29 protein-coding genes are annotated in these 24,117 nt (G+C 69.7%); 10 read left to right on the top strand and 19 right to left on the bottom strand.

Annotated features, from left to right (window positions below):
* Window positions 1-21 precede the first annotated feature (21 nt).
* The 5 genes from F624_RS0107060 (at window position 22) to F624_RS0107040 (ending at window position 4,259) form a co-directional block, all read left to right on the top strand.
* Entirely contained in the window at window positions 22-789 is a 768-nt protein-coding gene (locus tag F624_RS0107060) for a YoaK family protein (RefSeq protein WP_019573578.1), read from the top strand.
* A 77-nt stretch (window positions 790-866) separates the two neighbouring features.
* A complete protein-coding gene (glcF, locus tag F624_RS0107055; protein WP_019573577.1) occupies window positions 867-2,096 on the top strand; it encodes a glycolate oxidase subunit GlcF in 1,230 nt (409 codons plus the stop codon).
* A gap of 47 nt (window positions 2,097-2,143) precedes the next feature.
* A complete protein-coding gene (locus F624_RS32285) occupies window positions 2,144-3,256 on the top strand; it encodes a ProQ/FinO family protein (protein ID WP_019573576.1) in 1,113 nt (370 codons plus the stop codon).
* Window positions 3,257-3,358: 102 nt separating this feature from the next.
* Window positions 3,359-3,757, top strand: a complete 399-nt coding sequence (locus F624_RS0107045; protein WP_019573575.1) for a VOC family protein — start codon at window positions 3,359-3,361, stop codon at window positions 3,755-3,757.
* A gap of 13 nt (window positions 3,758-3,770) precedes the next feature.
* Window positions 3,771-4,259, top strand: coding sequence for an EVE domain-containing protein (locus F624_RS0107040; RefSeq protein ID WP_019573574.1), 489 nt, complete (start codon window positions 3,771-3,773; stop codon window positions 4,257-4,259).
* Between the two features lie 5 nt (window positions 4,260-4,264).
* On the opposite strand, the gene F624_RS0107035 is transcribed toward F624_RS0107040, so the two are convergent.
* Entirely contained in the window at window positions 4,265-4,804 is a 540-nt protein-coding gene (locus tag F624_RS0107035; protein ID WP_019573573.1) for a cysteine hydrolase family protein, read from the bottom strand.
* A gap of 105 nt (window positions 4,805-4,909) precedes the next feature.
* Here F624_RS0107035 and F624_RS0107030 point away from each other — a divergent pair, with 105 nt between their 5' ends.
* From F624_RS0107030 to F624_RS0107015, 4 genes are all read left to right on the top strand, one after another.
* Window positions 4,910-5,608: a helix-turn-helix transcriptional regulator gene (locus F624_RS0107030; RefSeq protein ID WP_019573572.1), complete on the top strand. Its 699-nt coding sequence runs from the start codon at window positions 4,910-4,912 to the stop codon at window positions 5,606-5,608.
* Between the two features lie 103 nt (window positions 5,609-5,711).
* The gene (locus tag F624_RS0107025; protein WP_019573571.1) at window positions 5,712-6,101 is read left to right on the top strand and encodes a DUF2237 family protein; all 390 of its coding nucleotides are present in this window, start codon (window positions 5,712-5,714) and stop codon (window positions 6,099-6,101) included.
* 3 nt (window positions 6,102-6,104) lie between these two features.
* A complete protein-coding gene (locus F624_RS0107020) occupies window positions 6,105-7,001 on the top strand; it encodes an AraC family transcriptional regulator (RefSeq protein WP_245573577.1) in 897 nt (298 codons plus the stop codon).
* Between the two features lie 89 nt (window positions 7,002-7,090).
* Entirely contained in the window at window positions 7,091-8,041 is a 951-nt protein-coding gene (locus tag F624_RS0107015; protein WP_019573569.1) for a DMT family transporter, read from the top strand.
* A gap of 16 nt (window positions 8,042-8,057) precedes the next feature.
* Here F624_RS0107015 and F624_RS0107010 read toward each other — a convergent pair whose 3' ends face one another.
* The 5 genes from F624_RS0107010 to lplT all read right to left on the bottom strand — a co-directional run bounded on the left by F624_RS0107010 (window position 8,058) and on the right by lplT (window position 11,598).
* Entirely contained in the window at window positions 8,058-8,543 is a 486-nt protein-coding gene (locus F624_RS0107010; RefSeq protein WP_019573568.1) for a glutathione peroxidase, read from the bottom strand.
* 149 nt (window positions 8,544-8,692) lie between these two features.
* Entirely contained in the window at window positions 8,693-9,625 is a 933-nt protein-coding gene (locus F624_RS0107005) for a DMT family transporter (protein ID WP_019573567.1), read from the bottom strand.
* An 8-nt stretch (window positions 9,626-9,633) separates the two neighbouring features.
* Complete coding sequence (locus tag F624_RS0107000) at window positions 9,634-9,906, bottom strand: type II toxin-antitoxin system RelE/ParE family toxin (RefSeq protein ID WP_019573566.1); 273 nt, start codon at window positions 9,904-9,906, stop codon at window positions 9,634-9,636.
* Window positions 9,903-10,196: a hypothetical protein gene (locus F624_RS0106995; protein WP_019573565.1), complete on the bottom strand. Its 294-nt coding sequence runs from the start codon at window positions 10,194-10,196 to the stop codon at window positions 9,903-9,905. Before F624_RS0106995 ends, F624_RS0107000 begins: the two co-directional genes overlap by 4 nt.
* A gap of 97 nt (window positions 10,197-10,293) precedes the next feature.
* Window positions 10,294-11,598 (bottom strand): lysophospholipid transporter LplT, encoded by a 1,305-nt coding sequence (gene lplT, locus F624_RS0106990; RefSeq protein WP_019573564.1) that lies wholly within the window; start codon window positions 11,596-11,598, stop codon window positions 10,294-10,296.
* A gap of 137 nt (window positions 11,599-11,735) precedes the next feature.
* Here lplT and alr point away from each other — a divergent pair, with 137 nt between their 5' ends.
* Window positions 11,736-12,860, top strand: a complete 1,125-nt coding sequence (alr, locus tag F624_RS0106985; protein WP_031254396.1) for an alanine racemase — start codon at window positions 11,736-11,738, stop codon at window positions 12,858-12,860.
* Here the strand turns inward: alr and F624_RS0106980 are convergent.
* The 13 genes from F624_RS0106980 to hpaE form a co-directional block, all read right to left on the bottom strand.
* A complete protein-coding gene (locus tag F624_RS0106980; RefSeq protein WP_211224143.1) occupies window positions 12,848-13,168 on the bottom strand; it encodes a DMT family transporter in 321 nt (106 codons plus the stop codon). The two genes, alr and F624_RS0106980, sit on opposite strands and share 13 nt — an antisense overlap.
* Window positions 13,169-13,263: 95 nt before the next feature.
* Entirely contained in the window at window positions 13,264-13,887 is a 624-nt protein-coding gene (locus tag F624_RS0106975) for a glutathione S-transferase family protein (protein ID WP_019573561.1), read from the bottom strand.
* Window positions 13,888-13,952: 65 nt separating this feature from the next.
* The gene (locus tag F624_RS32280; RefSeq protein ID WP_019573560.1) at window positions 13,953-14,492 is read right to left on the bottom strand and encodes a putative metalloprotease CJM1_0395 family protein; all 540 of its coding nucleotides are present in this window, start codon (window positions 14,490-14,492) and stop codon (window positions 13,953-13,955) included.
* A gap of 96 nt (window positions 14,493-14,588) precedes the next feature.
* Entirely contained in the window at window positions 14,589-15,641 is a 1,053-nt protein-coding gene (locus F624_RS0106965; RefSeq protein WP_019573559.1) for a hypothetical protein, read from the bottom strand.
* A 5-nt stretch (window positions 15,642-15,646) separates the two neighbouring features.
* The gene (locus tag F624_RS0106960) at window positions 15,647-16,627 is read right to left on the bottom strand and encodes a 2-dehydropantoate 2-reductase (RefSeq protein ID WP_019573558.1); all 981 of its coding nucleotides are present in this window, start codon (window positions 16,625-16,627) and stop codon (window positions 15,647-15,649) included.
* A 68-nt stretch (window positions 16,628-16,695) separates the two neighbouring features.
* Complete coding sequence (locus F624_RS0106955; RefSeq protein ID WP_019573557.1) at window positions 16,696-17,493, bottom strand: class II aldolase/adducin family protein; 798 nt, start codon at window positions 17,491-17,493, stop codon at window positions 16,696-16,698.
* A 48-nt stretch (window positions 17,494-17,541) separates the two neighbouring features.
* Entirely contained in the window at window positions 17,542-18,555 is a 1,014-nt protein-coding gene (locus F624_RS0106950) for a Bug family tripartite tricarboxylate transporter substrate binding protein (protein WP_019573556.1), read from the bottom strand.
* Between the two features lie 148 nt (window positions 18,556-18,703).
* On the bottom strand, window positions 18,704-19,480 hold the full coding sequence (locus F624_RS0106945) for an SDR family NAD(P)-dependent oxidoreductase (protein ID WP_031254391.1): 777 nt from the start codon (window positions 19,478-19,480) through the stop codon (window positions 18,704-18,706).
* Between the two features lie 11 nt (window positions 19,481-19,491).
* The gene (gene hpaH / locus F624_RS0106940; RefSeq protein WP_019573554.1) at window positions 19,492-20,295 is read right to left on the bottom strand and encodes a 2-oxo-hept-4-ene-1,7-dioate hydratase; all 804 of its coding nucleotides are present in this window, start codon (window positions 20,293-20,295) and stop codon (window positions 19,492-19,494) included.
* Between the two features lie 23 nt (window positions 20,296-20,318).
* On the bottom strand, window positions 20,319-20,753 hold the full coding sequence (locus F624_RS0106935) for a 5-carboxymethyl-2-hydroxymuconate Delta-isomerase (RefSeq protein ID WP_019573553.1): 435 nt from the start codon (window positions 20,751-20,753) through the stop codon (window positions 20,319-20,321).
* Between the two features lie 28 nt (window positions 20,754-20,781).
* The gene (gene hpaD / locus F624_RS0106930; protein WP_019573552.1) at window positions 20,782-21,705 is read right to left on the bottom strand and encodes a 3,4-dihydroxyphenylacetate 2,3-dioxygenase; all 924 of its coding nucleotides are present in this window, start codon (window positions 21,703-21,705) and stop codon (window positions 20,782-20,784) included.
* A 33-nt stretch (window positions 21,706-21,738) separates the two neighbouring features.
* Window positions 21,739-22,707 (bottom strand): tripartite tricarboxylate transporter substrate binding protein, encoded by a 969-nt coding sequence (locus F624_RS0106925; protein ID WP_019573551.1) that lies wholly within the window; start codon window positions 22,705-22,707, stop codon window positions 21,739-21,741.
* A 1-nt stretch (window position 22,708) separates the two neighbouring features.
* Window positions 22,709-24,117 (bottom strand): 5-carboxymethyl-2-hydroxymuconate semialdehyde dehydrogenase (gene hpaE, locus F624_RS0106920; RefSeq protein WP_019573550.1); only part of this gene is annotated, 1,409 nt, incomplete at its 5' end.

Genomic DNA, 24,117 nt, shown 5'->3' with positions numbered 1-24,117 from the left:
CAGCGCCTCGATCGCCTGCCCATGCGCCGCCTGCGACACCTCACCGGCCTGCACCGCACCCCGGCCACCAACCGGCTGCTCGGCTTTTTGCTGGCCTTCAATGCCGGCGCCATCAACGCCGGCGGCTTTCTGGTGGTGGGCATGTACACCTCGCACATGTCGGGCTTTGTGTCCATGCTGGCCGACAACCTGGTGCTGGGCAATGTGCTGCTGGTGGCTTCGGCCTGCGGGGCCTTGCTGTCCTTCACCGCCGGCGCAGCCATGACGGCCGTGCTGGTCAACTGGGGCCGGGTGCACCATCTGCGCAGCGGCTACGCACTGCCCTTGCTGCTGGAGGCCGTGCTGATGCTGCTGTTCGGCCTGATCGGCAGCACCTTCAACCGCCAGACCCCGTTTGCCGTGCCCTTCACCGTGCTGTTGCTGGCCTTCATCATGGGCCTGCAGAACGCCCTGGTGACCAAGATATCCTCGGCCCAGATCCGCACCACGCACATGACCGGCGTCGTCACCGACCTGGGCATCGAACTGGGCAAGCTGCTCTACTGGAACGGTGTCGCCGCCGGTGCCACCCCCCAGGTGCGCGCCAACCGGGCGCGGCTCAAGCTGTATGCCTCGCTGCTGGGCTTGTTCACCGTGGGCGGCATCGTGGGGGCGGCCGGCTTCAAGCACATCGGCTTCATCTGGGTGCTGCCCCTGGCCACGCTGCTGCTGTCCCTGTCGCTGCCGCCGCTGTTGGGCGATCTGCGGCGCCTGGGGCGCATGCTCGAACGCGAGCCGGCTGCCGATTGATGCCACCCACCTGACCGACCCGACAGATCCCTCCAGGCGGCTGGCCGCCGTGACGCATTTCACCTTCGCTTTCATCCATGCAAACCCATCTCGCCCCCCAGTACCAGGACAGCGCGGCCGGCCGTGAGGCCGAGGCCATTTTGCGCAAATGCGTGCACTGCGGCTTTTGCACCGCCACCTGCCCCACCTACCAGTTGCTGGGCGATGAGCTCGACGGCCCGCGCGGCCGCATCTACCTGATCAAGCAGGTGCTCGAGGGCGAGGTCCCCACCCGCAAGACCCAGATGCACCTGGACCGCTGCCTGACCTGCCGCAACTGCGAAAGCACCTGCCCCAGTGGCGTGCAGTACGGCCACCTGGTGGACATCGGGCGCCAGATCGTGGACGAGCAGGTGCCGCGCCCTGCCGCCGAGAAGGCCGTGCGCTGGTTGCTCAAGGAAGGCCTGCCCTCGCCGCTGTTCGCCCCCGCCCTCAAGCTGGGCCAGATGGTGCGCGGGGCCCTGCCGCCCACGCTGCGTGCCAAGGTGCCGCTGCCCCAGTCGGCGGGCCGCTGGCCCAGCGCCAGCCATGCCCGCAAGGTGCTCACCCTGGCCGGCTGCGTGCAACCGGCCCTGTCGCCCAACATCAACAGCGCCACCGCCCGGGTGCTCGATGCGGCCGGCATCGAATGCGTCACCGCACCCCAGGCCGGGTGCTGCGGGGCGGTCAAGTTCCACCTCAACGACCAGAGCGGCGGCCTGGGCCAGATGCGCGCCAACATCGACGCTTGGTGGCCCCTGCTCAGCAGCGGCCAGGTCGAGGCCCTGGTGATCAATGCCTCGGGTTGCGGTGCCACCATCAAGGATTACGGCCACCTGCTGCGCGACGACCCGGCCTACGCCGAGAAGGCGGCCCTGGTCAGTTCGATGACGCGCGACCTCAGCGAGCTGCTGCCTGATCTGGTGCCCCTGCTCAAGCCGCGCCTGAAAAGCGCGCCCCAGGGCGTGGTGGCCTTCCACCCGCCTTGCACGCTGCAGCACGGCCAGAAGCTGCGCGGCGGTGTGGAGACCCACCTGGGCGAGCTGGGCTTCACCGTGCAGGTGGCGCGCAACGAGGCCCACCTGTGCTGCGGCTCGGCCGGCACCTACTCGGTGCTCAACCCCGACATCGCCTACGAGCTGCGCGACCGCAAGGTGGGCCACCTGGAGGCCCTGCAGCCCGAGGTCATCGTCAGCGCCAACATTGGTTGCATCACCCACCTGCAAAGCGGCACGGCGACACCGGTCAAGCACTGGGTCGAGGTGCTCGATGAGGCCCTGCAAGCCTGAGTGCTGGCATGATGGCGGGTTTGTCCCTTTGCGAAATCCGTTCTGTCATGACTGAATCCGTGTCCGAAACCGCTGGCGTACCTCCTCTGGCCGATGCCGCGTCGGCGTTGCCGCAGGCCGCCGCATCCGAAGTTCCGACCGGTGCCGTCACCGCACAGGAACCCGCTGGCGAGGCTGGCACCCCCACTGAGCCCCCTACTGAGACCCCCACTGAGCGCGGCGCGCGGCGTGGTCGCCGCGGCGGCCGTGGGCGCTCGCGCCCCGAGGGGGGTGAGGGCGCTTCCGCCCAGCCAGCGGCCGCCCAAGGGGCCCGTGACCGGGGTCGGGACGGTGCTCGCCAAGCCGGCCGTGAAGGTGGCCGTGAGGGCGGCCGCCGCCCGCCACGCCAGCCTGGCGCCGAGCGTGCCGAGCGCAGCGCGGCAGCCCCCCAGTCGCCCAAGCCCGCCCGTCCGGCGCGCAGCCACCCGGTGCTCGATCAACTGGCCGCGCTGTACCCGGCCCTGTTCGGCGAGCAGCCGCTGCCGCTCAAGCGCGGCATCTTCCAGGACCTGCAAGACGCCCACCCCGAGGTCTTCGAGCGCGAAGCCCTGAAGGCCGCGCTGGCCCTGCACACCCGCTCCAGTCGCTACCTGACGGCGGTGGCCGCAGGCCAGCAACGCCATGACCTGCAAGGCCAGCCGGTCGAGGCCATGGCGCCTGAGCACGTGCACCACGCCTTGCTGGAGGTGTTCCGCCGCCGCCAGCAGCGCCCGGGCGCCGAAGACCTGCGCCCCAAGCTGCGCCGGCGCATCGTGCAGGCCTTCGAAGCCTCGGGCCTGAGCTCCGAGGCCTATGCGGCCCGTGTGATCGGCCGTGACGAAGCCGCCAACGCCGTGCTCGACGAAGCCCTGGCCGAGGCCGCCGAAGCCGCCGCCCGCGACGAGGCCCGCCTGCGCGCCTTCGAAGCCAGCGGCCAGACCGTGCAGGCCTTTGCCGACATGTACGGCTTTGACCCGCGCGACGCGGCCCGCACCGTGGAGCGCGCCCAGCGCCGCCGCCAACTGGCGGCTGATGCGGTCGCTGCGGCTGCTGCCGCCTCCGCAGCGGCCGAGGTGGCCCCGCCTGAGGCAGCTGACGACGCGCCTGAAGCGTCCGAGCTGCCCGAAGCCCCCGCCGCCTGAGCCGGCCCCCTGCGGCCCCGCGCCGCAGGCTGCTGACACCCCGTTGTCAGCAGCCCCACCGCACCATGGCGTCCTTCACAACCACTTTTGAAGGTCACGACCATGAACACCTCTTCTGCCACCCCCAGCCGCCACGCGATCACCTGGTTCGAGATCCCCTGCGCCGAGCTGGATCGCGCCCAGGCCTTTTATGAGGCCGTGCTGGCCCGCCCCATGCACCGCGAAGACTTTGGCGGCGGCCCCATGGCCGTGTTCTGCCACGACAAGCCCGCCCCGGGCGGCTGCCTGGTGGCCGGTCCGGAGCGCCGCGTGGCCCCCGATGCCGGCGTGCGCCCCTACCTGGACTGTGCCCCCTCGCTGAGTGCCGCCGTGGCCCGTGTGGCGGGCGCAGGCGGTCGGGTGCTGGATGCCTGCATCGAGCTGCCGCACGGCATCGGCTTCATCGCCCATGTGCACGACACCGAGGGCAACCTCGTCGGCCTGCACAGCGTGCAGCGCTGAGCCGGGGCATGCCATGCAGGCTTTGTCACTGTTCCCGGACGAGCCCTTGGCGCCGCCCCGCGCGCTGCGCCACTGGATGGCCGTGGCCAGCGCCGAGCATGCCCGCCACGGGCGTGACCATGCCCCGCAGGGCTTCATGCAGGTCTGCCACGGCAAGCGGGGCCCGCTGGCGCGCATGCAGCCCGGCGACTGGGTGGCCTATTACGCGCCCAGCACCCGCATGGGCGGCTCCGACCGGCTGCAACGCCTGGTCTCGATCGGCCGGGTGGCGCCAGGGCAGCCCTATGCGTTTGATATGGGCGGTGGCTTCGTGCCGTTCCGGCGCGATGTGCAATACCTGCAGCAAGCCCGCGAAGTGCCCATTCACCCCTTGCTGGACCACTTCGAGTTTGTCGAAGACCGCCAGCGCTGGGGGGCGCGGTTCCGCTTTGGCCTGTTCGAGCTCAGCGCCCACGACATGGGCCTGATCGCCCGCGCCATGGGCGTGGCGGGGCCGGTCTGAGCCCTTCAGGCCGAAAAGTCGATGTCGGCGCTGGCCAGCACCCGCACCCGGGGCCCGAAGCTGGTGATCTGGCTCAGCGTGATGTTGTGGTGCGCCACCACCTGCTCCGCGCTCAGCGCGGCATTGCCGGCCGAGCCATGGCCATCGGCCGGCAGCGTCACCGGGTAGCCCAGGGCCAGGGCGCGCCGGGCCGTGGTGTCCACGCAGAACTCGGTGTGCATGCCGCACAGCACCAGGGCCTCGATGCCCAGCGCGTCCAGGCGCAGTTTGAGGCCGGTGTTCAGGAACGAGTCGGCGGTGCTCTTGCCCACCCGCAGGTCCAGGGCGGTGGTGTGCAACCCGTCGGCCAGCTGCCAGCCGCGCGAGCCGTGCGCCAGGGGGCTGCCCGGGCTTTCGTGTTGCACGAACAGCACCGGCACCCCGGCCTGCCGGGCCCGCGCGGTCAGCCCGTTGATGCGTTCGATCAGGGCCGGGGCCTGCCAGACGGCGCCTTCGCCCTCGCACAGGGCTTGTTGCACATCGATCACGATCAGGGCGGTTTTCATGGGGGCGCTTCCGGGCAGGGGTGGAACTGGCATCATCGCCGATCCGGGGCCCGGCCCGCCTGGCCCTGATCCTCTGCCCCTGCCAACCGACTCCACCCGACACCCATGCGCCGCGCCGACCGCCTGTTCCACATCGTCCAGCTGATCCGCGGGCGCCGCCTCAGCACGGCGGCCTTGCTGGCCGAGCGGCTGGAGGTGTCCGAGCGCACCATCTACCGCGACGTGGCCGACCTGCAGCACCAGGGCGTGCCCATCGAGGGCGAGGCCGGCGTGGGCTACCGCATGGGGGCCGGCTTTGAGTTGCCGCCCCTGATGTTCACCCAGGCCGAGGCCGGCGCGCTGCTGGCGGCGGTGCGTCTGGCCCAGGCCTGGTTCGACCCGGCGCTGGCGCGCGAGGCCGAGCAGGCCCTGGGCAAGATCCTGTCGGTGCTGCCGGCCGGGGCCCGCGCGGCGGCCGAGTCGCAGGCCGTCTACGCCCCCACCCTGGGGCAGGACCCCCAGGTGCAGCAGCACCTGCAGCAACTGCGCGAGGCGGCCCAGACGCGCCACAAGGTGCGGCTGCGCTACCACGCGCTGTCGGACGAGCACAGCGAGCGCACGCTGCGCCCCCTGGGCTGCTTTTTCTGGGGCCAGGTCTGGACGCTGGCGGCCTGGTGCGAAACCCGGCAGGCCTTCCGCAGCTTCCGGCTGGACCGGATGATGCAGCTCGAACGCCTGGACGAGCGCTTTCGCGATGAAGCCGGCAAGACCCTGGCCGACCTGCTGCGCGAGGTGGGGGCGCAGGCCCGCCGCGCGCGCGCCTGATGCACTTGGGGCAGGCGGGGTTTTTGTTCATATTTCACAAAGTGCAAACCAGCTTGTCGCACACTGGGGGTTTTGCAATCTGGCGCCCTGGCGCAGTTTCCCCATGACCACCTTGTCTCCTGCGAAAAACGTGCTGGGCACGGAGCTGATGGCCTGCTCCTACGACCCGCTGACCGGCTATTACCGCGACGGCTGCTGCCAGACCGACGCCAGCGATGCCGGCAGCCACCTGATCTGTGCCCGTGTGACGGCCGACTTTTTGGCCTTCTCGCTGAGCGTGGGCAACGACCTCAGCACCCCTCGCCCCGAATACCGTTTCACCGGACTCAAGCCGGGCGACCGCTGGTGCCTGTGCGCGCTGCGCTGGCGCGAGGCGCTGGAGGCCGGCGTGGCCCCGCCGGTGGTGCTGGAGGCCACCCATGAAAGCGCGCTGCAGTTCGTGACGCTCGAATCGCTGCGACAGCACGCCTGGCGCCAGTCCAGCCGGTCCTGAGCCTTGACGAACGCGCCTGTGCCCGCCGCCGAGCCTGTGGTGCGCCCCAGTGGCGTGCCACAGGCCTTTGATTCGCCGCGCGACCGCGCCCTGTACCGGCGCGTGCCGCACCGGCCAGGGGTGGAGCTGTACCGGGCCGAGATCGTGGACCACGCCTTCGCCCCACATGCCCACGATGCCTTCGGCATCGGTGCCGTGGAGTGGGGGGTGGAGCGCTTTCGCTACCGCGGCAGCGATCATCTGGCCGGCCCGGGTTCGCTGGTGTTGATGGACGACGACGAGCTGCACACCGGCCGCGCCGACACCGACCAGGGCTGGCGCTACCGCATGGTTTACGTCGATGCCCCGTTGCTGGCCGATCTGTGCGGCCAGCCCGTGCAGCGCTTTGCCCAGCCTGCGGTGGACGACCCGGCCCTGGGCCTGCGCGTCACCACCGCACTCGATGGGCTGTGGGCCTGCGCCGACCAGCCTCTGGCCTTTGACAGCCTGCTGGCCACGCTGGCCAGCGAGCTGGTGCAGCGCCACGGCCGGGGCCGGGCGGCTGAGGCCCCAACGGCCGGCCTGGCGCCCCCGGTGCTGGCGCGGGTGCGTGACTACCTCGAAGCCCATCTGCACCAGACCCTGCGGCTGGAAGATCTGGCCCGTGAGGCGGGGTTGTCGCCCTTTCATTTTCTGCGCCGCTTCCGGCAAAGCACCGGCCACACGCCCCAGGTCTTCCTGCAGGCCCGCCGAGGCGCACGCGCCAAGGCCTTGCTGGCCCAGGGCGAGGCGCCGGCCGAGGTGGCGGCCAGCGTGGGGCTGGTGGACCAGTCGCACCTGAACCGGCTGCTGCGCCGCCTGTACGGCATCACGCCCGGGGCCTACCAGCGGCAACTGGGCCGGGTGCCTTTGCGTTCCTGAAAGGCGCAATCCGGTACAAGACCGGCCAGCCCCCCTGGGGCACACTGCAGGCCTCCTCCACCCCCGAAGTCACCCGCTTTCACGTATCCATGGCCGCAGCAGATCTGATCCGAGGGGTGGCCTATGCCCTGGCCGCCGGCCTCATGTGGGGGCTGGTGTTCGTGGCCCCGGCCCTGCTGCCCGACTACCCGCCGGCGGCCCTGGCCTTCGGGCGCTACATTGCTTTCGGCGCTGTGGCCTTGCTGCTGGCCTGGCCTGACCGCAGCCGCCTGGCGGCGCTACGCCGGGCCGACTGGGTGGAGGCCTTCAAGCTGTCCCTGGTGGGCAACATCCTGTACTACCTGTTCCTGTCGGCCGGCATCCAGGCGGCGGGCGTGCCCCTGGCCAGCGTGTTGATCGGCACCCTGCCGGTGGTGATCGCGGTGTGCGCCAACTGGCACGACCGCTCACTGCCCTGGGCGCGGCTGATGCCCTCGCTGGGCCTGATCGCGGGCGGCATTGCCTGCGTCAACCAGTCGGAGATGGCCCGCCTGGGCGGGGGCGAGGGCCACGCCTACGGGCTGGGCGCCGCCCTCACCGTGGTGGCGGTGGCCGCCTGGACCTGGTACCCCATCCGCAACGCCCGCTGGCTCAAGGCGCACCCAGGCCTGTCGGCCACCACCTGGACCACCGCGCAAGGCCTGACCACGCTGCCGCTGGCGGCGCTGGGCTGGCTGCTCTGGGGCCTGTGGCAGGGTCGCCTGCCTGGGCACAGTTGGTGGATGGGCTTGGGCGCGCAGCCGGGGCGCTTTGTGCTGCTGATGCTGGCCATGGGCCTGTTTGCCTCCTGGGCCGGCACCCTGGCCTGGAGCCGCGCCAGCAAGCTGCTGCCCACCTCGCTGACGGGCCAGTTGATCGTGTTCGAGACCCTGTCGGCCCTGGCCTATGGTTTTCTGCACCGCGGCCAGTGGCCCGGCTGGCTCACCGGGGCCGGCATCGGCTTGCTGATGGGCGGGGTGATGATGGGCGTGCGGGCGTTCCAGCGGCCCGCGCCGCACTGAGGCCCTGGCGCCGGGCTCAGGCCGCCAGGGCCTGTTCGATGTCGCCAGCCAGCTTGGCCGGCGCGTCCTGTGGCGCGTAGCGGCGGATCACGCGGCCGTCCCGGCCCACCAGGAACTTGGTGAAATTCCACTTGATCATCTTGCTGCCCAGCAGGCCCGGGGCTTCGGCGGTCAGCCAGCGGTACAGCGGGTGGGCGTCGGCGCCGTTGACCTCGATCTTGCTCATCATCGGAAAGCTCACGCCGTAGTTGAGCTGGCAGAAGCTGGCGATCTGCTCGTCGCTGCCCGGGTCCTGGTGGCCGAACTGGTTGCACGGAAAGCCCAGCACCACCAAGCCGCGCGCGCCATAGCTCTGGTGCAGCGTCTCGAGGCCAGCGAACTGCGGCGTGAAGCCACAGGCGCTGGCGGTGTTCACGATCAGCAGCACCTCCCCCTCGAATTGTTTCAAGGGCACGGTCTGGCCGTTGATCTGCTGGGCTTCGAAATCGTAAACGCTGGGCATGCAGGGCTCCGGTGGGTGGTTGTGGGGTGGGCCATGCTAACGAGGAGGCAGAGGCCACACCGTCAGAAGTGCGACATTCCGGGTGCCCGGCCACGGCGTCGGCACCACCGGGTGGGCGGGGCGGGGCCGGCTTGGGGCCAGGTTGGGGCTCAGTGGCCTGAACCGTCCGCGTCGGCACCCGGCGTCAGCGCCTGCCAGGCCGCTGCCGCCACGATCAAGGCGCCGCCCAGCCACACCTGCAGCGGCAGTTCGGCCGCCCCCAGCAGCACCGAAGAGGCGCTGGCAAACAGCACCTCCGACAGCATCACCAGCGAGGTGGTGCTGGCCGCCAGGCGCGAGGCGCCGTACTGCAGGGCCACATTGCCCAGCAGGTAGGCCATGCTCAGGCCCGCAGCCAGCAGCAGCCAGCCGGGCGCCGCGGCGGGCAGGGGGCTGATGTGGCCCTGGGCCACCCCCAGCGCCGCCGTGGCACACGAGAGCACCGAGCCGCCGCCAAACATGGCCAGCACCCGCGATTCGGCCGGGGCGCCGCTGTTGCGCTTGAGCAGCACATTGGTCAGAGCAAAACTCGCGCCACCCCCCAGGGCCAGCCAGTCGGCCATCGATTCGGGCACCGGCCAGTCCACGCCCGGCGCCTTCAGCACCACCGCCACCCCGGCCAGGGCCAGGGCCATGCGCAGCAGCGAGGCCAGGCGCGGGCGCTCGCCCAGCAGCCACCACGCCAGCAGGGCGGACCACACCGGCATCAGGTAGAACAGCAGCACCACGCGCACCACATCGCCCACCGTCACGGCCCAGTTGAAGCACACATTGGTCATGCCCGCCCCCAGCGACAGCAGCCACAGCCCGCGGTGGCGCAGCAGCCCGCCCAGCGCCCCGGGCCGCAGCGCCAGCGTGACGCACAGCGACAGCAGGTAGATCAACGCGGTGGCCCACAGCGGGTGCAAGCCAGCCTGCTCCAGCTGGCGCAACGGCCACCACGACACGCCCCACACGAAGGCGTTGAACATCAGGGCCAGCACGCAGGGCAGGGCATGCAGAGGGGCGTGGTTCAGGGGGCTGTGCAGGGAAGGTCGGTTCATGGGCTGGGTCAGGGCCAGTTGCGGGCCGTGTGCACCAGGGCCAGAATCCAGACCGTGTCGCTTTGCACCTCGTAGACCAGGCGGAAGTTTTCGTGAGGGATCAATTCACGTGTGCCCGGTATCTTGCCCGACTTGCCCTGCAGCGGGTGTTCGGCCAGTCGGTCAGGCCACTGGGCAAAGAACTCATCCATGCGGATGGCCGCCAGCGGGTTGTTCTGGCCGATGTGGTCAATGATGTTGTTCCGGTCCTGTTCGGCGGAAGAGGTCCAGAAGACCCTCATGTGCCAGCGCGCCCGGCCCTGGCCTGCAAGGCCGCTCGCCGGGCCGCAAACCGGGCTTCCACTTCACTGGCGGGATGGTACTGGCCTGTGCGCACCTGCTCTCTGGCCGTGGTGACTTTGTCATGCAGATAGGTCTCGTACTCGCGCGTCTGTTGCTGGCGTTGTACAAATCCTTGCACCAAGTCTTGCAGGATCTGTTCGGCCGGCTGATGGCTCGCTTTGGCCGCTGCGATGAAAGCATCACGCAGTGCCGGCTCCAGTTTCAGGGTCAGTTCAGCGTTCTTGGGCATGAGGTGGCTCCCGCTGTTGAGGCAGTGCAGCAGGTTATACACCGACCCTGCGATCCTCTTGTCGCCGTTCGTTTCATCGCCATGCTCGGGCAGAAGATCAATGCCCCTGATCGTTGCGTGCCAGGGTGATCAGCGCGTGAAGCTCGTCGGCGTGCTGCACGCAGTTGCGCTGGTGCCAGCGCTTGATCAGCCACATGGCCACCGCCACCACCAGACCGAAGGCGGTGATGGCGCCGAAGGCCGACAGGCCGAACTTGGTCGACAGGCTGTAGAAGGCGCCCAGGGCCAGGATGCAGGCCTGTTCGTTGAAGTTCTGCACGGCAATCGAACGGCCCGCGCCCATCAGGTTGTGGCCGCGGTGCTGCAGCAGCGCATTCATGGGCACCACCAGGAAGCCACCCAACCCCCCCAGCAGGATCAGGAAGGGCGCGGCCAGCCACACGTTGTCGATGTAATTCATCAGCACCACCAGCACGCCCATGGCGATGCCCAGGGGCATGACGCGGGTGGCGTGCTCCAGGCGCATGCGCATCGATGCCACCACGGCACCCACGGCCGTGCCGATGGCCACCACCCCGACCAGGGACGAGGCCTGGGTGGTGCTGTAGCCCAGTGCGGCGGCGCTCCAGGCCAGCACGATGTAGCGCAGGTTGCCGCTGACACCCCAGAACAAGGTGGTGGTGGCCAGCGAGATCTGGCCCAGCCGGTCGTGCCACAGGCGCGAGTTGCAGTTCCAGAAATCAGGCACCAGGTTCAAGGCGTTGCGCAGCACGCTCTGCTCGGGGTTCTGGCGCAGCGGGCGCATGGTCACGCCGGTGTGCGGGATGCGGGTGTTGAACCAGGCGGCCAGCGCGTAGACGAAGATCAGCACGAAGATGGCGGCCTCGGGCGGGGTGTCCACCCCGGTGTCGAACACCGGAAAGTCAAACGACAGCAGCAGGCCCGACACCGAATGCCCCACCAGTTGGCCGCCTACCAGCACGCCCAGGATGATGGAGGCGATGGTCAGCCCCTCGATCCAGCCATTGGCCTTGACCAGTTGCGAGGCCGGCAGCAGCTCGGTGAGGATGCCGTACTTGGCCGGCGAGTAGGCTGCCGCGCCCAGGCCCACCACGGCATAGGCCATCAGCGGGTGGGTGCCGAACAGCATCAACATGCAGCCCAGCACCTTGATCGCATTGCTGATGAACATCACCTTGCCCTTGGGCTGGGCGTCAGCAAAGGCCCCTACGAAGGGTGCCAGGATCACGTAGAACAGGGCGAACATGGGCACCAGGGCCGCGCGCTGCCACTCGGGGGCGCCTTCGCTCTTGAGCAGTTCAACCGCGGCCACGAATATGGCGTTGTCGGCCAGCGAGCTGAAAAACTGCGCCGACATGATGGTGTAGAAACCGCGCTTCATGGAGTGGCTGATTCGTGCATCAGCAAAACTGATACTTTTGTAATGTTGAACGAGGCCTCAAAAAGGCAATCGGTTATATCACGGGCCCCCAGGGCTGAAGTGCCAAAATCCCCTTACTTCGACTTCAGCTTCCAGCCATGCCGCGTCCGATCCAAGCCACTGTTCATACTGCTGCATTGCAGCAAAATCTGGCGCAGGTGCGTCGTTTGGTGCCGGACGCCCGGGTGTGGGCTGTGGTCAAGGCCAATGCCTACGGCCACGGCATCGAGCGGGCCTTTGAAGGTCTGCGCGGCGCCGACGGCTTTGCCCTGCTGGACCTGGCCGAGGCCGAGCGCGTGCGCCGACTGGGCTGGCGCGGCCCCATCCTGCTGCTCGAAGGCGTGTTCGAGGCGCGCGATCTGGAGTTGTGCTCGCGCCTGGACCTGTGGCACGCGGTGCACTGCGACGAGCAGATCGACATGCTGGCCGCGCACAAGACCCAGGTGCCGCACCGGGTGTTCCTGAAGATGAACTCGGGCATGAACCGCCTGGGCTTCACCCCCGAACGCTACCGTTCGGCCTGGACCCGCCTCAACGCCCTGCCCCAGGTGGACGAGATTTCGCTGATGACCCACTTCAGCGATGCCGACGGCCCGCGCGGCATCGCCCATCAAGAAGAGGCCTTTCTGGCCGCCACCGCCGACCTGCCCGGCGAGCGCAGCCTGGCCAACAGCGCGGCCACGCTGCGCCACAGCGCCCAGCCCCGCATCAAGAGCGACTGGGCCCGCCCCGGCATCGTGCTGTATGGCAGCGCGCCTGATTTTCCGGAACACAGCGCGGCCCACTGGGGCCTGCAGCCCACGATGAGCCTGAACACCCGCCTGCTGGCGGTGCAGGACCTGGCGCCCGGCGCCACCGTGGGCTATGGCTCGCGCTTCCAGGCCGAGGTGCCCATGCGCGTGGGCATTGCGGCCTGCGGGTATGCCGATGGCTACCCGCGGCATGCCGATACCGGCACCCCCATCCTGGTCAACGGCGTGCGCACCCGCCTGGTGGGTCGCGTCAGCATGGACATGCTGATGCTCGACCTGACGCCGCTGGAGCAGGCTGGCGTGCCCTTCGGCTTCGGCTCCGAGGTCACGCTGTGGGGCCGCTCGTCCAAGGGCGCCGTGCTGCCCATCGACGAGGTGGCCCACGCCGCCGGCACCGTGGGCTACGAGCTGATGTGCGCGGTGGCGCCTCGGGTCAGTTTTGCGGTGGACGACCGGGCTCAGTCCGCATAAAGCTGCAGCACGGCCACACCGGCCATGATCAGGCCCAGGCCGAGCAGGCTGGGCCAGTTCAGGCGCTGGCCATGCACGGCCCAGGCGATCACGGTGATGAGCGCGATGCCCACCCCTGACCACACCGCGTAGGCCACGCCCACCGGCATCACCTTGAGCGTGAGCGACAGCAGGTAAAAGGCCAGGCCATAGCCCAGCACCACGGCCAGCGAGGGGCCAAGCCGGGTGAAGCCCTCGGACGACTTCATGAAGCTGGTGCCGATCACCTCGGCCACGATGGCCGTGCCCAGCAGCAGCCAGCGGTTGATGGAGGCCAGTTCGGGGACGTCGTTCATCGGTTTTTCCGCAGCGCCCGTGCTCTGCCGCCTCAAAAGGGGGCTGCAGGTGACACGGGCTGGGCGCTTCAGGCGCCTGTTGCCAAGGCCTGTTGCACGCCGGGCCGCTGCAGCAGGCGCTCGCGGTGCGCCACCACCTTGGGGAACTGCGCAATGTCCACGCCGTCGCTGGCCAGCCAGGTGGAGACGGTGTACAGGTAGGCATCGGCCACCGAGTAGGTGTCGCCCAGCACCCAGGGGCCTTGCAGGTAGTGCTTTTCGATCAGCTGGAAGTTCTCGGTCATGTTGGCGGCCACTTTGCGCTGCATGGCGGCGATGGCTTCGGGCTCATCGGCCCAGCGCGAGGCGCGCGGACGGTGCGCGTGGTTGATGTGCACGGTCGAGCACAGGTAGCTGTTCACCTCCTGCATGCGGGCCAGCAGGAAGGGGTTGTCCAGCGGGGCCAGGCCGGCGTCGGGAAAGCGCTGGGCCACGTACAGCAGCAGGGCCGGGGTTTCGGTCAGCACGCCGTGCTCGGTCACCAGGGCCGGCACGCGCCCCTTGGGGTTGACCGCCAGGTACTCGGGCGAGCGCTGCTGGGCCTCCGCGAAATTCACGCGCAGCAGCTCATGGCCGGCCTGGGCTTCGGTCAGGGCGATGTGGACGGCCAGGGCGCAGGTGCCTGGGGCGAAATAAAGCTGCAGACGGGACATGAAGACTCCGGTGGGGAATTCGGTGAGGCAGTGGATGGGGGCACCTCGGCCGGCCGGGCTCTGGTTCAGGCGAACAGGCTGAGGCGGGTGTCGGTGTCCGAACCCGAGTTTACCGAGCGGTAGGCGGCCGTGCCACGCCGCGCCTGGGGGCTGCTGCTTTCGGTGGCCTGTTGTTGGCGCTGGGCATTCAATTCGCTCTGGCCGTCGGCCACCAGCTTGGCCCCCACGGCGGCCACGCGGCGGTCCTGCGGGCTGGGGTCGGCCGGGGCCAGGGCGGCCGACTGGATGCGCTGGCCTTTGTCGATGTTGGCCTCGGGTTTTTGCTCGCGCGAGGTGTCAATGCCCACCTCGCCTGCCACGGCATAGCGCACGCCATCGGGCCCGGTGGTGTAGGTGTATTGGGCACCGGTGGTGACCACGCCTTGGCCGGCCGAGATGTGGGCTTGTTCGTGGTTGCGCACGCGCAGGTCGGTGGCCTTGAGCGCGGCGACCTGGCGCTGCTGGTCGGGGCTCAGTTCGGTGCGCGCTGCCGCACTGCTGCGGCTGGAGGACGCCGGCAGTGGGGTGATGGCAGCGGCAGAGGTGGACGATCCGATCGAGGCCATGGCTGGGGCGTGTGCCAGCCGGGGCGCACGTCCTCCGGAAGTGAAGCACAGAAGCGCCCGGGTTTCAAGCCGGGGGGTGGCCAGGCTTGATCGGACTCAGGGGGCCTTGCAGCGCGCCCAGGCCTCGGGCGCGTCAAACAGCGCGGCCTGGCCGCAGGCCGAGCCCAGCATGGCGTCGCCGTCGTGGCCCACGCCGGGCACGTCGAAGGGGCGCTGGGTCAGGCCGGGGTGGCGCTGGCGCAAGTCGTCCACATAGGCGTGGCCGCGGGCGTAGCGGTAGGGTCCCTGGGCCTCGGCGGCGCAGCTCTTGTCCAGAGCCGGGTGCTGCGGGTTGGTGTCGGCGCTGCCCAGCAGGTAGAGCACATCGCGCTGCAGGTAGCGGGCCTCGTAGGCGGCGGGGCTGAGCTGGCGCGCGTAGCCGGGGGCGTCGGTCCAGCCGTACTTCCAGCGGTCCACCCCGGGGCAGGTCGCGGCCACGGCCGGCACCGGGCGCTCGGGGTGGAAGTACAGGTAAGACGAGGGGTTGGCCACCACGTAGCGCACGGCCACGCCGGGCAGCCGGCCTTCGCCCTGGCCCACCACCGCGTAGCGCTGCACCACCTGGGCGCCGCCCGAGTGGCCCGCCACCACCACCTGGGTGAGCTTGGGAAAGCGTTGCCGGTCGGCCAGCAAGGCCAGCAGCGCATCAATCGCCTCGAAGGAGCTGAGCGCTGCGGGCGCGGTGGCGGCCTCGCCGCCCATCCAGCCCTCCAGGCTCCAGCGCAAGGTATCGGCGGGCAGGGCATGGGCGGCCACGTCGCGCTCGGCCAGGAACTGCGGCACCAGCAGCAGGCTGTGCGTGGCGGCGGCGCCTGCGGCCTGCGCCGCCTTGCGTGCCGAGGCCCAGTAGACGTTGGCGTCGCGCAGGCGGCCGTGGAACACCAGCACGGCCCGTTCGACATCGGCCAGCGCTGCCGGGTCTTGCAGATCGCGCGAGGCATACAGGCGCAGCGCGCCCTGGCCAGCCGGGCCGCTCACGCTCAGGGTGCTCGGGGCGACCACCTTGACCGGGGCCTTGTTGCCGGCGTTCTCGTCCACCGCCTGGGCGCTCGTGGCGGAGAGCAGGCCGGCGGCCAGCAGCCAGGGCCGCAGGGCGCTTGGGCTGGTCATCGTCGTCATCTTGGATAGAGCCCCAGGGTCTGCGCCTGCAGCCGGGCCAGGCCCAGCAGGGCGTCGGTGAAAGGGGTGCTCACGCCGGCCAGTTGGCCCAGCTCGCGCACCGCGCCCACCAGGGCGTCGAGCTCGACGCTGCGCCGCGCCTCCACGTCTTGCAGCATCGAGGTCTTGAAGGCGCCCAGCTTCAGGGTGACCTGGTGCCGGTCTTCGGGTTGTTGGTCGATCGGGATGCCGATGCGCTCGCCGATCGCCTTGGCCTCGCGCATCACGGCCGAGATGAAGTCGCGCACCTGCGGGTCGCCCAGGATCAGGTCGGTGGTGGCGCCGGTCAGGGCACTCACCGGGTTGACTGTCATGTTGCCCCACAGCTTGTACCAGACGTCGCGCTGGATCTGGGTCGAGGCGCTGGCCTGGAAGCCCGCCTTCAGCAGCAGGGCCAGCAAGGCCTCGCTGCGCGGGCTGCTGCCACCGGCGGGCTCACCGATGATCAGGCCGTTGCCGAAGTGGTGTTTCACGTGGCCGGGGCCGTTCAGCGAGCAGCTGGCATGCACCACGCAGCCGATCACCTGAGCGGGGGGAATAGCGGCCGTGATCTCGCCCGTGGGGTCGACCGACTGCAGCTGCCGCCCGGCCAGGGCCCCGCCAAAGCCCTGCAGAAACCACCAGGGCACGCCGTTCATGGCCGTCAGCACCACGGTGTCGGGCCCGATCAGGGGGGCGATCTGGCGGGCCACCTCGACCAGGGCCGGGGCCTTGACGGCGATCACCACCAGATCCTGTACCCCCAGCTCGGCCGGGTTGGCGCTGGCCTGTACCGTCACGCTGCGTGGCTGGCCGCCTTGTTCAAGGCGCAGGCCGTGCGCTTGCAGGGCCTCCAGGGTGGCGCCCCGGGCCACCACGCTGAGGGTGGCGCCCGCGCCGGCCAGGCCGGCACCGATCCAGCCGCCGATGGCACCGGCGCCGTAAATGCATGCTTTCATGATGAGATGTCCAGGGCCCCCGGGGGGCAAAAGATGAGCGAGGCGGTGATTGTGGCGCGCGGCCGTGTTCAGTGCTGGTAGCTGCTGTCCAGCCGTTCCATCTGGCGCACCAGGGCGTCGAACACATCCTGGCCGGCACCGTGGGCGGGGCTGAACTGCAGGGCGTCGCGGCTGCTCTTGATGGCGGCCTCTTCGGTCACGGGGATGGCCGGGCCCATGGACAGGGTGGCCAGCTGGATCTCGCAGGCGCGCTGCAGTGTCCACAGGATGGCGAAGGTCTGGGGCAAGGTCTGCCCATAGGCCAGCAGGCCGTGGTTGCGCAAGATCACGGCGGGCTTGCCGCGGATGTTGTTGACCAGGCGCGGGCCCTCTTCGGCATGCACGGTGATGCCCTCGAAGTCGTGGTAGCCCACCATGTTGTGCAGCTGCGCGGTGTAGAAATTGCTCTGCTGCAGCCCCCCCTGCACGCAGGCCACGGCCACGCCGGCCGTGGTGTGGGTGTGCATCACGCAGTGGGCCTCGGGCAGGCCTTCGTGGATGGCGCCATGCACCACGAAGCCGGCGGGGTTGACCGGGTAGCGCGAGCCGTCGAGCACCCGGCCCTGCAGGTCGATCTTGACCAGGTTGCTGGCCGTGACCTCGCTGTAGTGCAGGCCGAAGGGGTTGATCAGGAACTGCTTCTCGCCCCCAGTCACGCTGTCGGACAGGCGCAGCGTGATGTGGTTGTAGATCATCTCCGTCCAGCCCAGCAGCGCGAACACGCGGTAGCAGGCCGCCAACTGCTGGCGCTGGGCCCATTCGTCCGGGTGCATGCCTGTGGGCGGGGCGGGTGCTTGCAGGCGCTGAGGCGAGAGGGGGGCGTTCATGATCAAGTCTCCTGAGGAGGCGCCCCGCAGGGCGCTCGGGTTAACGCTCTAGGCGTCGGCACTGAAGCCGATGGTTTTCACCAGCGGGCCCCAGCGTTCGAAATCGGCTTTCAGCAAGGCGGTCAGCTCGGCCGGGGTGGAAGACTTGGCCTCCAGGCCCATGGCCGCCAGGCCGTCGACCACCTCGGGGGTGGCCAGGGCGGCGCGCAAGGCGGTGTTCAGGCGCTGCACCAGTTCACGCGGGGCCTTGGCCGGCAGGTAGAAGCCGAACCACTCGCCGAACACCATGTCTTTCAGGCCCTGCTCGGCCATGGTCTGGGTGTTGGGCGTGAACTTGCTGCGCTGGGCGCCGGTGGAGGCCAGCAGCCGGCACTTGCCCGCCGCCACGTGCTGGGAGAACTCGCCCAGCGGGCCCGACACCGCGGGCAACTGGCCGCCGATCATGTCGAGAATGGCCGGCTGGGTGCCGCGGAAGGCGATGTGCTTGAGGTCGATGCCGGCGTGGTGGCCCAGCAGCGAGCCCACAAAGTGCGGCACCGAGCCGGCGGCCGGCGAGCCGAAGTTGGCCTCTTTGGGGTTGGCCTTGCACCAGGCCAGGAAGTCGGGCACGGTCTTCACGCTGGCGGGCACCGAGGGGCCCACGGCAAAACCGAAGTCGAACACGCAGGCCAGCGACACCGGGCTCAGGTCGGCCACCGGGTCGTAGGCCAGCTTTTTGTAGATGTGCGGGTAGATGCCCAGCATCGACATGGGGGTCTGCAGCAGGGTCAGGCCGTCGGGGTTCTGCGACTTCACGAACTGGATCGCGATCTGCCCGCCCGCGCCGGTCTTGTTCTCGACATAGGCTGCCTTGGTGTAGCCGGTGCCCGGCAGCTTGTCGGCCACGCGTCGGCACAGGGTGTCCGAGGTGCCGCCCGCCGCAAAGCCGGTGATGATTTTCACCGATTCGAAGGGGCTGGTCTGGGCCAGCGCAGAGGTGCCCAGGGCGGCCAGCAGGGCGCCTGCGCCGGTGCTTTGCAGCCATTGGCGGCGGTTCGGGTGCAGGGTGTCGGGAAAGGTCATGTCAGTCTCCGGAAAATAAGGTGTCGCTCAGCGGCGACGCCCGGTTGGCGTCACGGTCTGTACCTTGATTTTTCCAGCCGACGAGCGGTGCGACCACCCGTGTTTACCTGCAGTTTTTGATTCCTTTTCATAACGGTTTCAGGCCGGGTCAGCCCGCGTTCAGGTGCAGACCGTTGTCCATCAGCAGCACCGAGCCGGTCATGCCGGGCGAGCGTGCCGCCACAAACCAGGCCAGCGCGGCCACCTCGTCGGGCTGCGACACGCGCTGCAGCACCGAGGCCTGGCGCTGGCGGGCCAGCACCTCGGCGTGCTCGGCCTCGCCCAGCACCCGGCTGGGCAGGCCGCCCGCCACAAAGCCCGGCGCAATCGCATTCACGCGGATGGCCGGGGCCAGCGCCCGGGCCAGGCCCAGCGTGAGGGTGTTGAGTGCCCCCTTGCTGGCCGCGTAGGCCAGTGAAGAGCCGCGCCCCAGCACGCCGCCCACTGACGAGATGTTGACCACGGCGCCCTGGCCCGAGGCCGCCAGCGCGCTGCGGCAGGCGCGCGTCATCTGCCAGGGGCCGACCAGGTTCACCTCGTTCATGCGCTGGAAGTCGATGCCGTCCAGCCCCTCCAAGTCGGCATGGGGCACAAAGCGGGTGCTGCCTGCCGAGTTGACCAGGGCCTGCAGGCCGCCGAAATGGGCCTGCACCTGCGCCGCCACCGCGCGGCACTGCGCGTCATCGCGCACATCCAGCGCCAGCGCCAGCACCCGTGCGCCCAGGGCCTCGCAATCGCGGGCCACCGCCTGCGCCTCGGCCACCGTGGGTTCGAAATAGGCCAGGGCCACATCCCAGCCCTGGCGCGCAAACTCGCGCGCGCAGGCCGCCCCGATGCCGGTGGCGGCGCCGGTGATCAGGCAGACCGGGCGGGTGGCGGTGTCCATGGTGGCCTGCATCAGACGAATCTGAAGGAGATGGAGCCGAGCGGGCCGTAATCCGCATGAAGGGTGTCGCCCGGCACGGCCGGCGTGGGCCGCGTGAACGAGCCGCCCAGCACCACCTCGCCGGCCTGCAGGCTTTCACCCCAGGGGGCCAGCTTGTTGGCCAGCCAGGCCACGCCCTGGGCCGGGTGGTTGAGGACGGCCGCGGCCACGCCCGATTCTTCGATCACACCGTTCTTGAACAGCAGTGCGCTCACCCAGCGCAGGTCCACCGCGTCCGGGCGCACCGGACGCCCGCCCAGCACGATGCCGGCATTGGCCGCGTTGTCGGCAATGGTGTCGAACACCTTGCGCGGCGCCTTGGTGTGGCGGTCGAACTGCTCGATGCGGGCGTCGATGATCTCGATGGCCGGCACCACCCAGTCGGTGGCGGCCAGCACGTCGTACAGGGTGACGCCGGGGCCTTGCAGCGGCTTGCCCAGGATGAAGGCCAGCTCGACCTCGATGCGGGGCGCAATGAAGCGCTCAAACGGGATGTCGCCGCCTTCGGCAAAGAACATGTCGTCGAGCAGGGTGCCGTAATCGGGCTCGGTGATCTGGCTGGAGAGCTGCATGGCGCGCGAGGTCAGGCCGATCTTGTGGCCGCGCACGGTGCGGCCGGCGGCGATCTTCTGGCGCACCCACTCGCGCGAGATGGCGTAGCCGTCTTCGATGCGCATGTCGGGGTAGCGCTTGGAGAAATGCTCGACCTGTTGGCGGCTCTTCTCGGCCTGGTCCAGTTCGGCGGCCAAGGCCGCGATCTGCTCGGATGTGAACATGGGGGGCTCGCTTTCTGGGCGGATCAGACCGTCTTGTTGAACAGGGGGTGCAGGTTGCTGTACTTGCCGTCGAACGAGGGCGCGCCCTCGTCCACCTGCAGCGTGATGCCGATGTGGCGCTGCGCCAGCAGGGGCTCGAAGTGCTGTTTGACCACGCCCAGCAAGGCCTCGCCCACGGCCTGGACCACGCTGGGGGCGCGGCCCGAGCCCATGCGCAGGTTCAGGTAGACAAAGGCGTAGTCGCCGCTGCCCCCGGCGGCACGGCCGGCGGCGCCCCCGTCCGATACCGCGTGGTGCGCGGCCGGGAAGGCCAGCACCCGGGTGCCGCCCGGTGGAAACACGGCTTTGCCGGCTTCGTCGCGGTGGGCCAGCATGGTGTCGGCCAGGCTGCGGCACAGGGCGCTGAGGTCGGTCTCGGCCTCGATGTTGGGGGTGTAGAGGATGACGAGGTGGGGCATGGTGTTTTGTCGGGGTGTCCGATGAAGATCACAGGCGCGGGAAGGCCTGGTAGCCGCTGGCGGCCGAGGCCTGGGCGGCGGGAATGGCGCGGCCGTCCTGCGGCGTGACGGGGAACGCGGCATTGATCTGGCCCGTGCCCGAGGCACCGAAGTAGGGCGTGACGATGTCGGCCTGGCCGTCGTAGGCCGACCAGCCCAAGGCGCCCAGCAGCATGGCGGTGTCGTGCATGAAGCCCTCGCCATGGCCCTTGGTGGCGTACTCGGGCAGCATCTCGCAGAAGGCGGGCCAGTCGCCGCGCTGCCACAGCGCGATCACCTCGTGGTCCATCATCTCCAGGAAAGGGCTCCATACCTTGAAGGCGTACTGCGGCGCCAGCCCGTTCTGGGCAAAGCGGTGGCTCAGCGAGCCGCTGGCCAGAAAGGCCACGGTGCCGTCGTAGTGGTCTTCCACCGCGCGGCGCATGGCCCAGCCCAGGCGGGCGCTGTCGTTCAGGTAGTGGCCGGTGCACAGGGCCGACACCGACACCACCTTGAAGTGCTGGTCGGCATTCATGTAGCGCAGCGGCACCAGGGTGCCGTATTCGGGGTTCAGCGTGGTGGCGTCGTGGGCCAGGGTCTCCACACCCAGCTCGTTGCACGAGCGGGCCAGCAGCCGGCCCAGCTCGGGGTTGCCCGGGCATTCGAAGGGCAGGTTGCTGATGAAGTGCGGCAGCTCGTTGCTGGTGTAGACGCCCTTGAAGTGCGCGCCACAGTTGACGTGGTAGTTGGCGTTGACCAGCCAGTGGGTGTCGAACACCACCAGCGTGTCCACGCCGAGTTCGCGGCAGCGCCGGCCGATCTCGTGGTGGCCGTCGATGGCGTCCTGCCGCGTGCCGTGGCGCGGGCCGGGCAGCTCGCTGAGGTACAGCGAGGGCACGTGGGTGATCTTGGCGGCCAGTGCGAGTTTGCCCATGGCGGTCTCCTGTGGGTGAGGGCTGTGGGTGGGTCAGCTCTCGGCGCTGATGTGGGCGCTGCGGATCACCTGGGCATAGCGGGCGACTTCGCTGCGGATGAACTGGCCGAACTGCTCGGGCGTGCCCGCCAGCGAGCGGATGCTGCCCTTGGCAAAGGCCTCGCGCACGGCCGCTGTCTCCAGGGCCTGGCGCAGTGCGGCATTGAGCCGGGCCACCACCGCATCGGGCGTGGACGTGGGCACCAGCAGGCCGTTCCAGGAGTTGGATTCCACCGCCACACCTTGCTCGGTCAGCGTGGGGATGTCGGGCGCATACGCCGAGCGCTGCGCCGTGGCCATGCCCACGGCGACCAGCTTGCCCGTCTGCACATGGGCCCGGAACTCGGGCCAGTTGCCGAACATCAGCGTCACCTGGCCCCCCAGCAAATCGTTCAGGGCCGGGGCCTGGCCCTTGTACGGGATGTGGGTCAGCTCGATGCCCATCTGCTCACGCAGCATCTCGCCGGCCAGGTGGGCCGAGGTGCCGCTGCCGAACGAGGCATAGCTGAGCCGTGCGCCCGGCTGGCGCGCGGCGGCGCGCAGATCGGCGAGGGAGCGGATGCCGCTGCCCGGGTGGCTGGCCAGCACATGCTCCGACAGGCCCATCAAGCCCACCGGGCGCAGGTCGCGCAGGCCGTCGTAAGGCAGGTTCTTCACCAGGGTCTGGTTGACGCAGAAGCTGTTGGCCACGCAGGTCAGGGTCAGCCCATCGGGCGCGGCCTTGGCCCCGGCATCCACGCCGATCACCGTGCCCGCACCGGGCTTGTTGTCGACCACCACGGGCTGGCCCAGCGTGGCCGCCATCTGTGTCGCCACCAGGCGCGCCACCAGATCGGTGGTGCCCCCAGGCGGGAAGGGCACGATCAGCTTGAGCGGCCGGGCCGGCCAGGCGGGCGCCTGGGCCCCGGCCAGGCCGGGCAGCAGCGCGGCCCCCAGGGCTCTCAGAAGGTGACGTCGGTTCATCTCAAACTCCCCAATGGGGGATGTGGTGGTTGCCCAGCGAGACCGCCACGTTCTTCGGTTCGCAGAACACCTCGTAGCTCCAGGTGCCGCCCTCGCGCCCGGTGCCGCTGGCCTTGGTGCCGCCAAAGGGCTGGCGCAGGTCGCGCACGTTCTGGCTGTTCACAAAGCACATGCCGGCCTCGATGGCGGCGGCCATGCGGTGGGCGCGGCCCAGGTTCTCGGTCCACACGTAGCTGGAGAGGCCGTACTGCGTGTCGTTGGCGATGCGGATGGCGTCGGCCTCGTCCTCGAAGGGGATCAGGCAGGCCACGGGGCCGAAGATCTCGTCCTGGGCGATCTTCATGCGGTTGTCCACGTCGGCGAACACGGTGGGCCACACGTAGTTGCCGCGCTGCACGCGCTCGGGCAGCGCGGCCGCGTAGGCGGGACGGTCCAGGCCGCCGCACAGCAGCGTGGCGCCTTCCTTGGGGCCCAGCTCGATGTAGCTGCGCACCTTGGCCAGGTGGGCCTGGCTGATCATGGGGCCCACGATGGTTTTTTCGTCCAGCGGGTCGCCCACGGTGATGCGGCGGGCGCGCTCGGCGAACTTGGCGGCAAAGTCGGCGTAGATGGCCTTTTGCACCAGGATGCGGCTGCCGGCGGTGCAGCGCTCGCCGTTGTTGCTGAAGATCATGAACACGGCGGCGTCGAGGGCGCGATCCAGGTCGGCGTCGGCAAAGATCACGAAGGGGCTCTTGCCGCCCAGCTCCATGCTGAACTTTTTGAGGCCCGCGCTTTGCACGATGCGGTTGCCAGTGGCGGTGGAGCCGGTGAAGCTGATGGCGCGCACATCGGGGTGGCTGCACAGGGGCTCGCCGGCCTGCTTGCCGTAGCCGTGCACGATGTTGAGCACGCCGGCGGGGATGCCGGCCTCCAGGGCCAGCTCGCCCAGGCGGGCTGCGGACAGGGGCGAGAGCTCGCTCATCTTGAGCACGGCGGTGTTGCCGAAGGCCAGGCAGGGGGCCACCTTCCAGGTGGCGGTCATGAAGGGCACGTTCCAGGGGCTGATGAGGGCGCACACGCCCACGGGGTGGAACAGGGTGTAGTTGAGGTGGGTGGGGGTGGGGTAGGTGTGGCCGTCCACGCGGGTGCACATCTCGGCGAAGTAGCTGAAGTTGTCGGCCGCGCGGGGCACGAGCTGCTTGCCGGTTTGCGAGATGACCTGGCCGCAGTCGTTGGTCTCGGTCTGGGCGATCTCGGGCACGTGGCGGGCGATGAGCTCGCCGAGCTTGCGCATCAGCTTGGCGCGCTCGGTGGCGGGCAGGCCGGCCCATTTCGGGAAGGCCGCTTTGGCGGCGGCCACGGCGGCGTGGACCTCGGCCTCACCGCCGCTGGCCACCTCGGCCAGCACCTCCTGGGTGGCGGGGTTGA

This window comes from Curvibacter lanceolatus ATCC 14669 (assembly GCF_000381265.1).
Taxonomy (GTDB): Bacteria; Pseudomonadota; Gammaproteobacteria; order Burkholderiales; family Burkholderiaceae_C; genus Curvibacter; species Curvibacter lanceolatus.
The sequence above is the reverse complement of the archived record's forward strand: the minus strand, read 5'-3'. Positions and strand labels throughout refer to the sequence as shown.

What these genes read in the sequence shown, in the direction of transcription:
- F624_RS0107060 (WP_019573578.1), top strand. Translation starts at nt 22, where the DNA reads ATGCGCCGCCTGCGACACCTCACCGGCCTGCACCGCACCCCGGCCACC.
- glcF (WP_019573577.1), top strand. Translation starts at nt 867, where the DNA reads ATGCAAACCCATCTCGCCCCCCAGTACCAGGACAGCGCGGCCGGCCGT.
- F624_RS32285 (WP_019573576.1), top strand. Translation starts at nt 2,144, where the DNA reads ATGACTGAATCCGTGTCCGAAACCGCTGGCGTACCTCCTCTGGCCGAT.
- F624_RS0107045 (WP_019573575.1), top strand. Translation starts at nt 3,359, where the DNA reads ATGAACACCTCTTCTGCCACCCCCAGCCGCCACGCGATCACCTGGTTC.
- F624_RS0107040 (WP_019573574.1), top strand. Translation starts at nt 3,771, where the DNA reads ATGCAGGCTTTGTCACTGTTCCCGGACGAGCCCTTGGCGCCGCCCCGC.
- F624_RS0107035 (WP_019573573.1), bottom strand. Translation starts at nt 4,804, where the DNA reads ATGAAAACCGCCCTGATCGTGATCGATGTGCAACAAGCCCTGTGCGAG.
- F624_RS0107030 (WP_019573572.1), top strand. Translation starts at nt 4,910, where the DNA reads ATGCGCCGCGCCGACCGCCTGTTCCACATCGTCCAGCTGATCCGCGGG.
- F624_RS0107025 (WP_019573571.1), top strand. Translation starts at nt 5,712, where the DNA reads ATGACCACCTTGTCTCCTGCGAAAAACGTGCTGGGCACGGAGCTGATG.
- F624_RS0107015 (WP_019573569.1), top strand. Translation starts at nt 7,091, where the DNA reads ATGGCCGCAGCAGATCTGATCCGAGGGGTGGCCTATGCCCTGGCCGCC.
- F624_RS0107010 (WP_019573568.1), bottom strand. Translation starts at nt 8,543, where the DNA reads ATGCCCAGCGTTTACGATTTCGAAGCCCAGCAGATCAACGGCCAGACC.
- F624_RS0107005 (WP_019573567.1), bottom strand. Translation starts at nt 9,625, where the DNA reads ATGAACCGACCTTCCCTGCACAGCCCCCTGAACCACGCCCCTCTGCAT.
- F624_RS0107000 (WP_019573566.1), bottom strand. Translation starts at nt 9,906, where the DNA reads ATGAGGGTCTTCTGGACCTCTTCCGCCGAACAGGACCGGAACAACATC.
- F624_RS0106995 (WP_019573565.1), bottom strand. Translation starts at nt 10,196, where the DNA reads ATGCCCAAGAACGCTGAACTGACCCTGAAACTGGAGCCGGCACTGCGT.
- lplT (WP_019573564.1), bottom strand. Translation starts at nt 11,598, where the DNA reads ATGAAGCGCGGTTTCTACACCATCATGTCGGCGCAGTTTTTCAGCTCG.
- alr (WP_031254396.1), top strand. Translation starts at nt 11,736, where the DNA reads ATGCCGCGTCCGATCCAAGCCACTGTTCATACTGCTGCATTGCAGCAA.
- F624_RS0106975 (WP_019573561.1), bottom strand. Translation starts at nt 13,887, where the DNA reads ATGTCCCGTCTGCAGCTTTATTTCGCCCCAGGCACCTGCGCCCTGGCC.
- F624_RS32280 (WP_019573560.1), bottom strand. Translation starts at nt 14,492, where the DNA reads ATGGCCTCGATCGGATCGTCCACCTCTGCCGCTGCCATCACCCCACTG.
- F624_RS0106965 (WP_019573559.1), bottom strand. Translation starts at nt 15,641, where the DNA reads ATGACCAGCCCAAGCGCCCTGCGGCCCTGGCTGCTGGCCGCCGGCCTG.
- F624_RS0106960 (WP_019573558.1), bottom strand. Translation starts at nt 16,627, where the DNA reads ATGAAAGCATGCATTTACGGCGCCGGTGCCATCGGCGGCTGGATCGGT.
- F624_RS0106955 (WP_019573557.1), bottom strand. Translation starts at nt 17,493, where the DNA reads ATGAACGCCCCCCTCTCGCCTCAGCGCCTGCAAGCACCCGCCCCGCCC.
- F624_RS0106950 (WP_019573556.1), bottom strand. Translation starts at nt 18,555, where the DNA reads ATGACCTTTCCCGACACCCTGCACCCGAACCGCCGCCAATGGCTGCAA.
- F624_RS0106945 (WP_031254391.1), bottom strand. Translation starts at nt 19,480, where the DNA reads ATGGACACCGCCACCCGCCCGGTCTGCCTGATCACCGGCGCCGCCACC.
- hpaH (WP_019573554.1), bottom strand. Translation starts at nt 20,295, where the DNA reads ATGTTCACATCCGAGCAGATCGCGGCCTTGGCCGCCGAACTGGACCAG.
- F624_RS0106935 (WP_019573553.1), bottom strand. Translation starts at nt 20,753, where the DNA reads ATGCCCCACCTCGTCATCCTCTACACCCCCAACATCGAGGCCGAGACC.
- hpaD (WP_019573552.1), bottom strand. Translation starts at nt 21,705, where the DNA reads ATGGGCAAACTCGCACTGGCCGCCAAGATCACCCACGTGCCCTCGCTG.
- F624_RS0106925 (WP_019573551.1), bottom strand. Translation starts at nt 22,707, where the DNA reads ATGAACCGACGTCACCTTCTGAGAGCCCTGGGGGCCGCGCTGCTGCCC.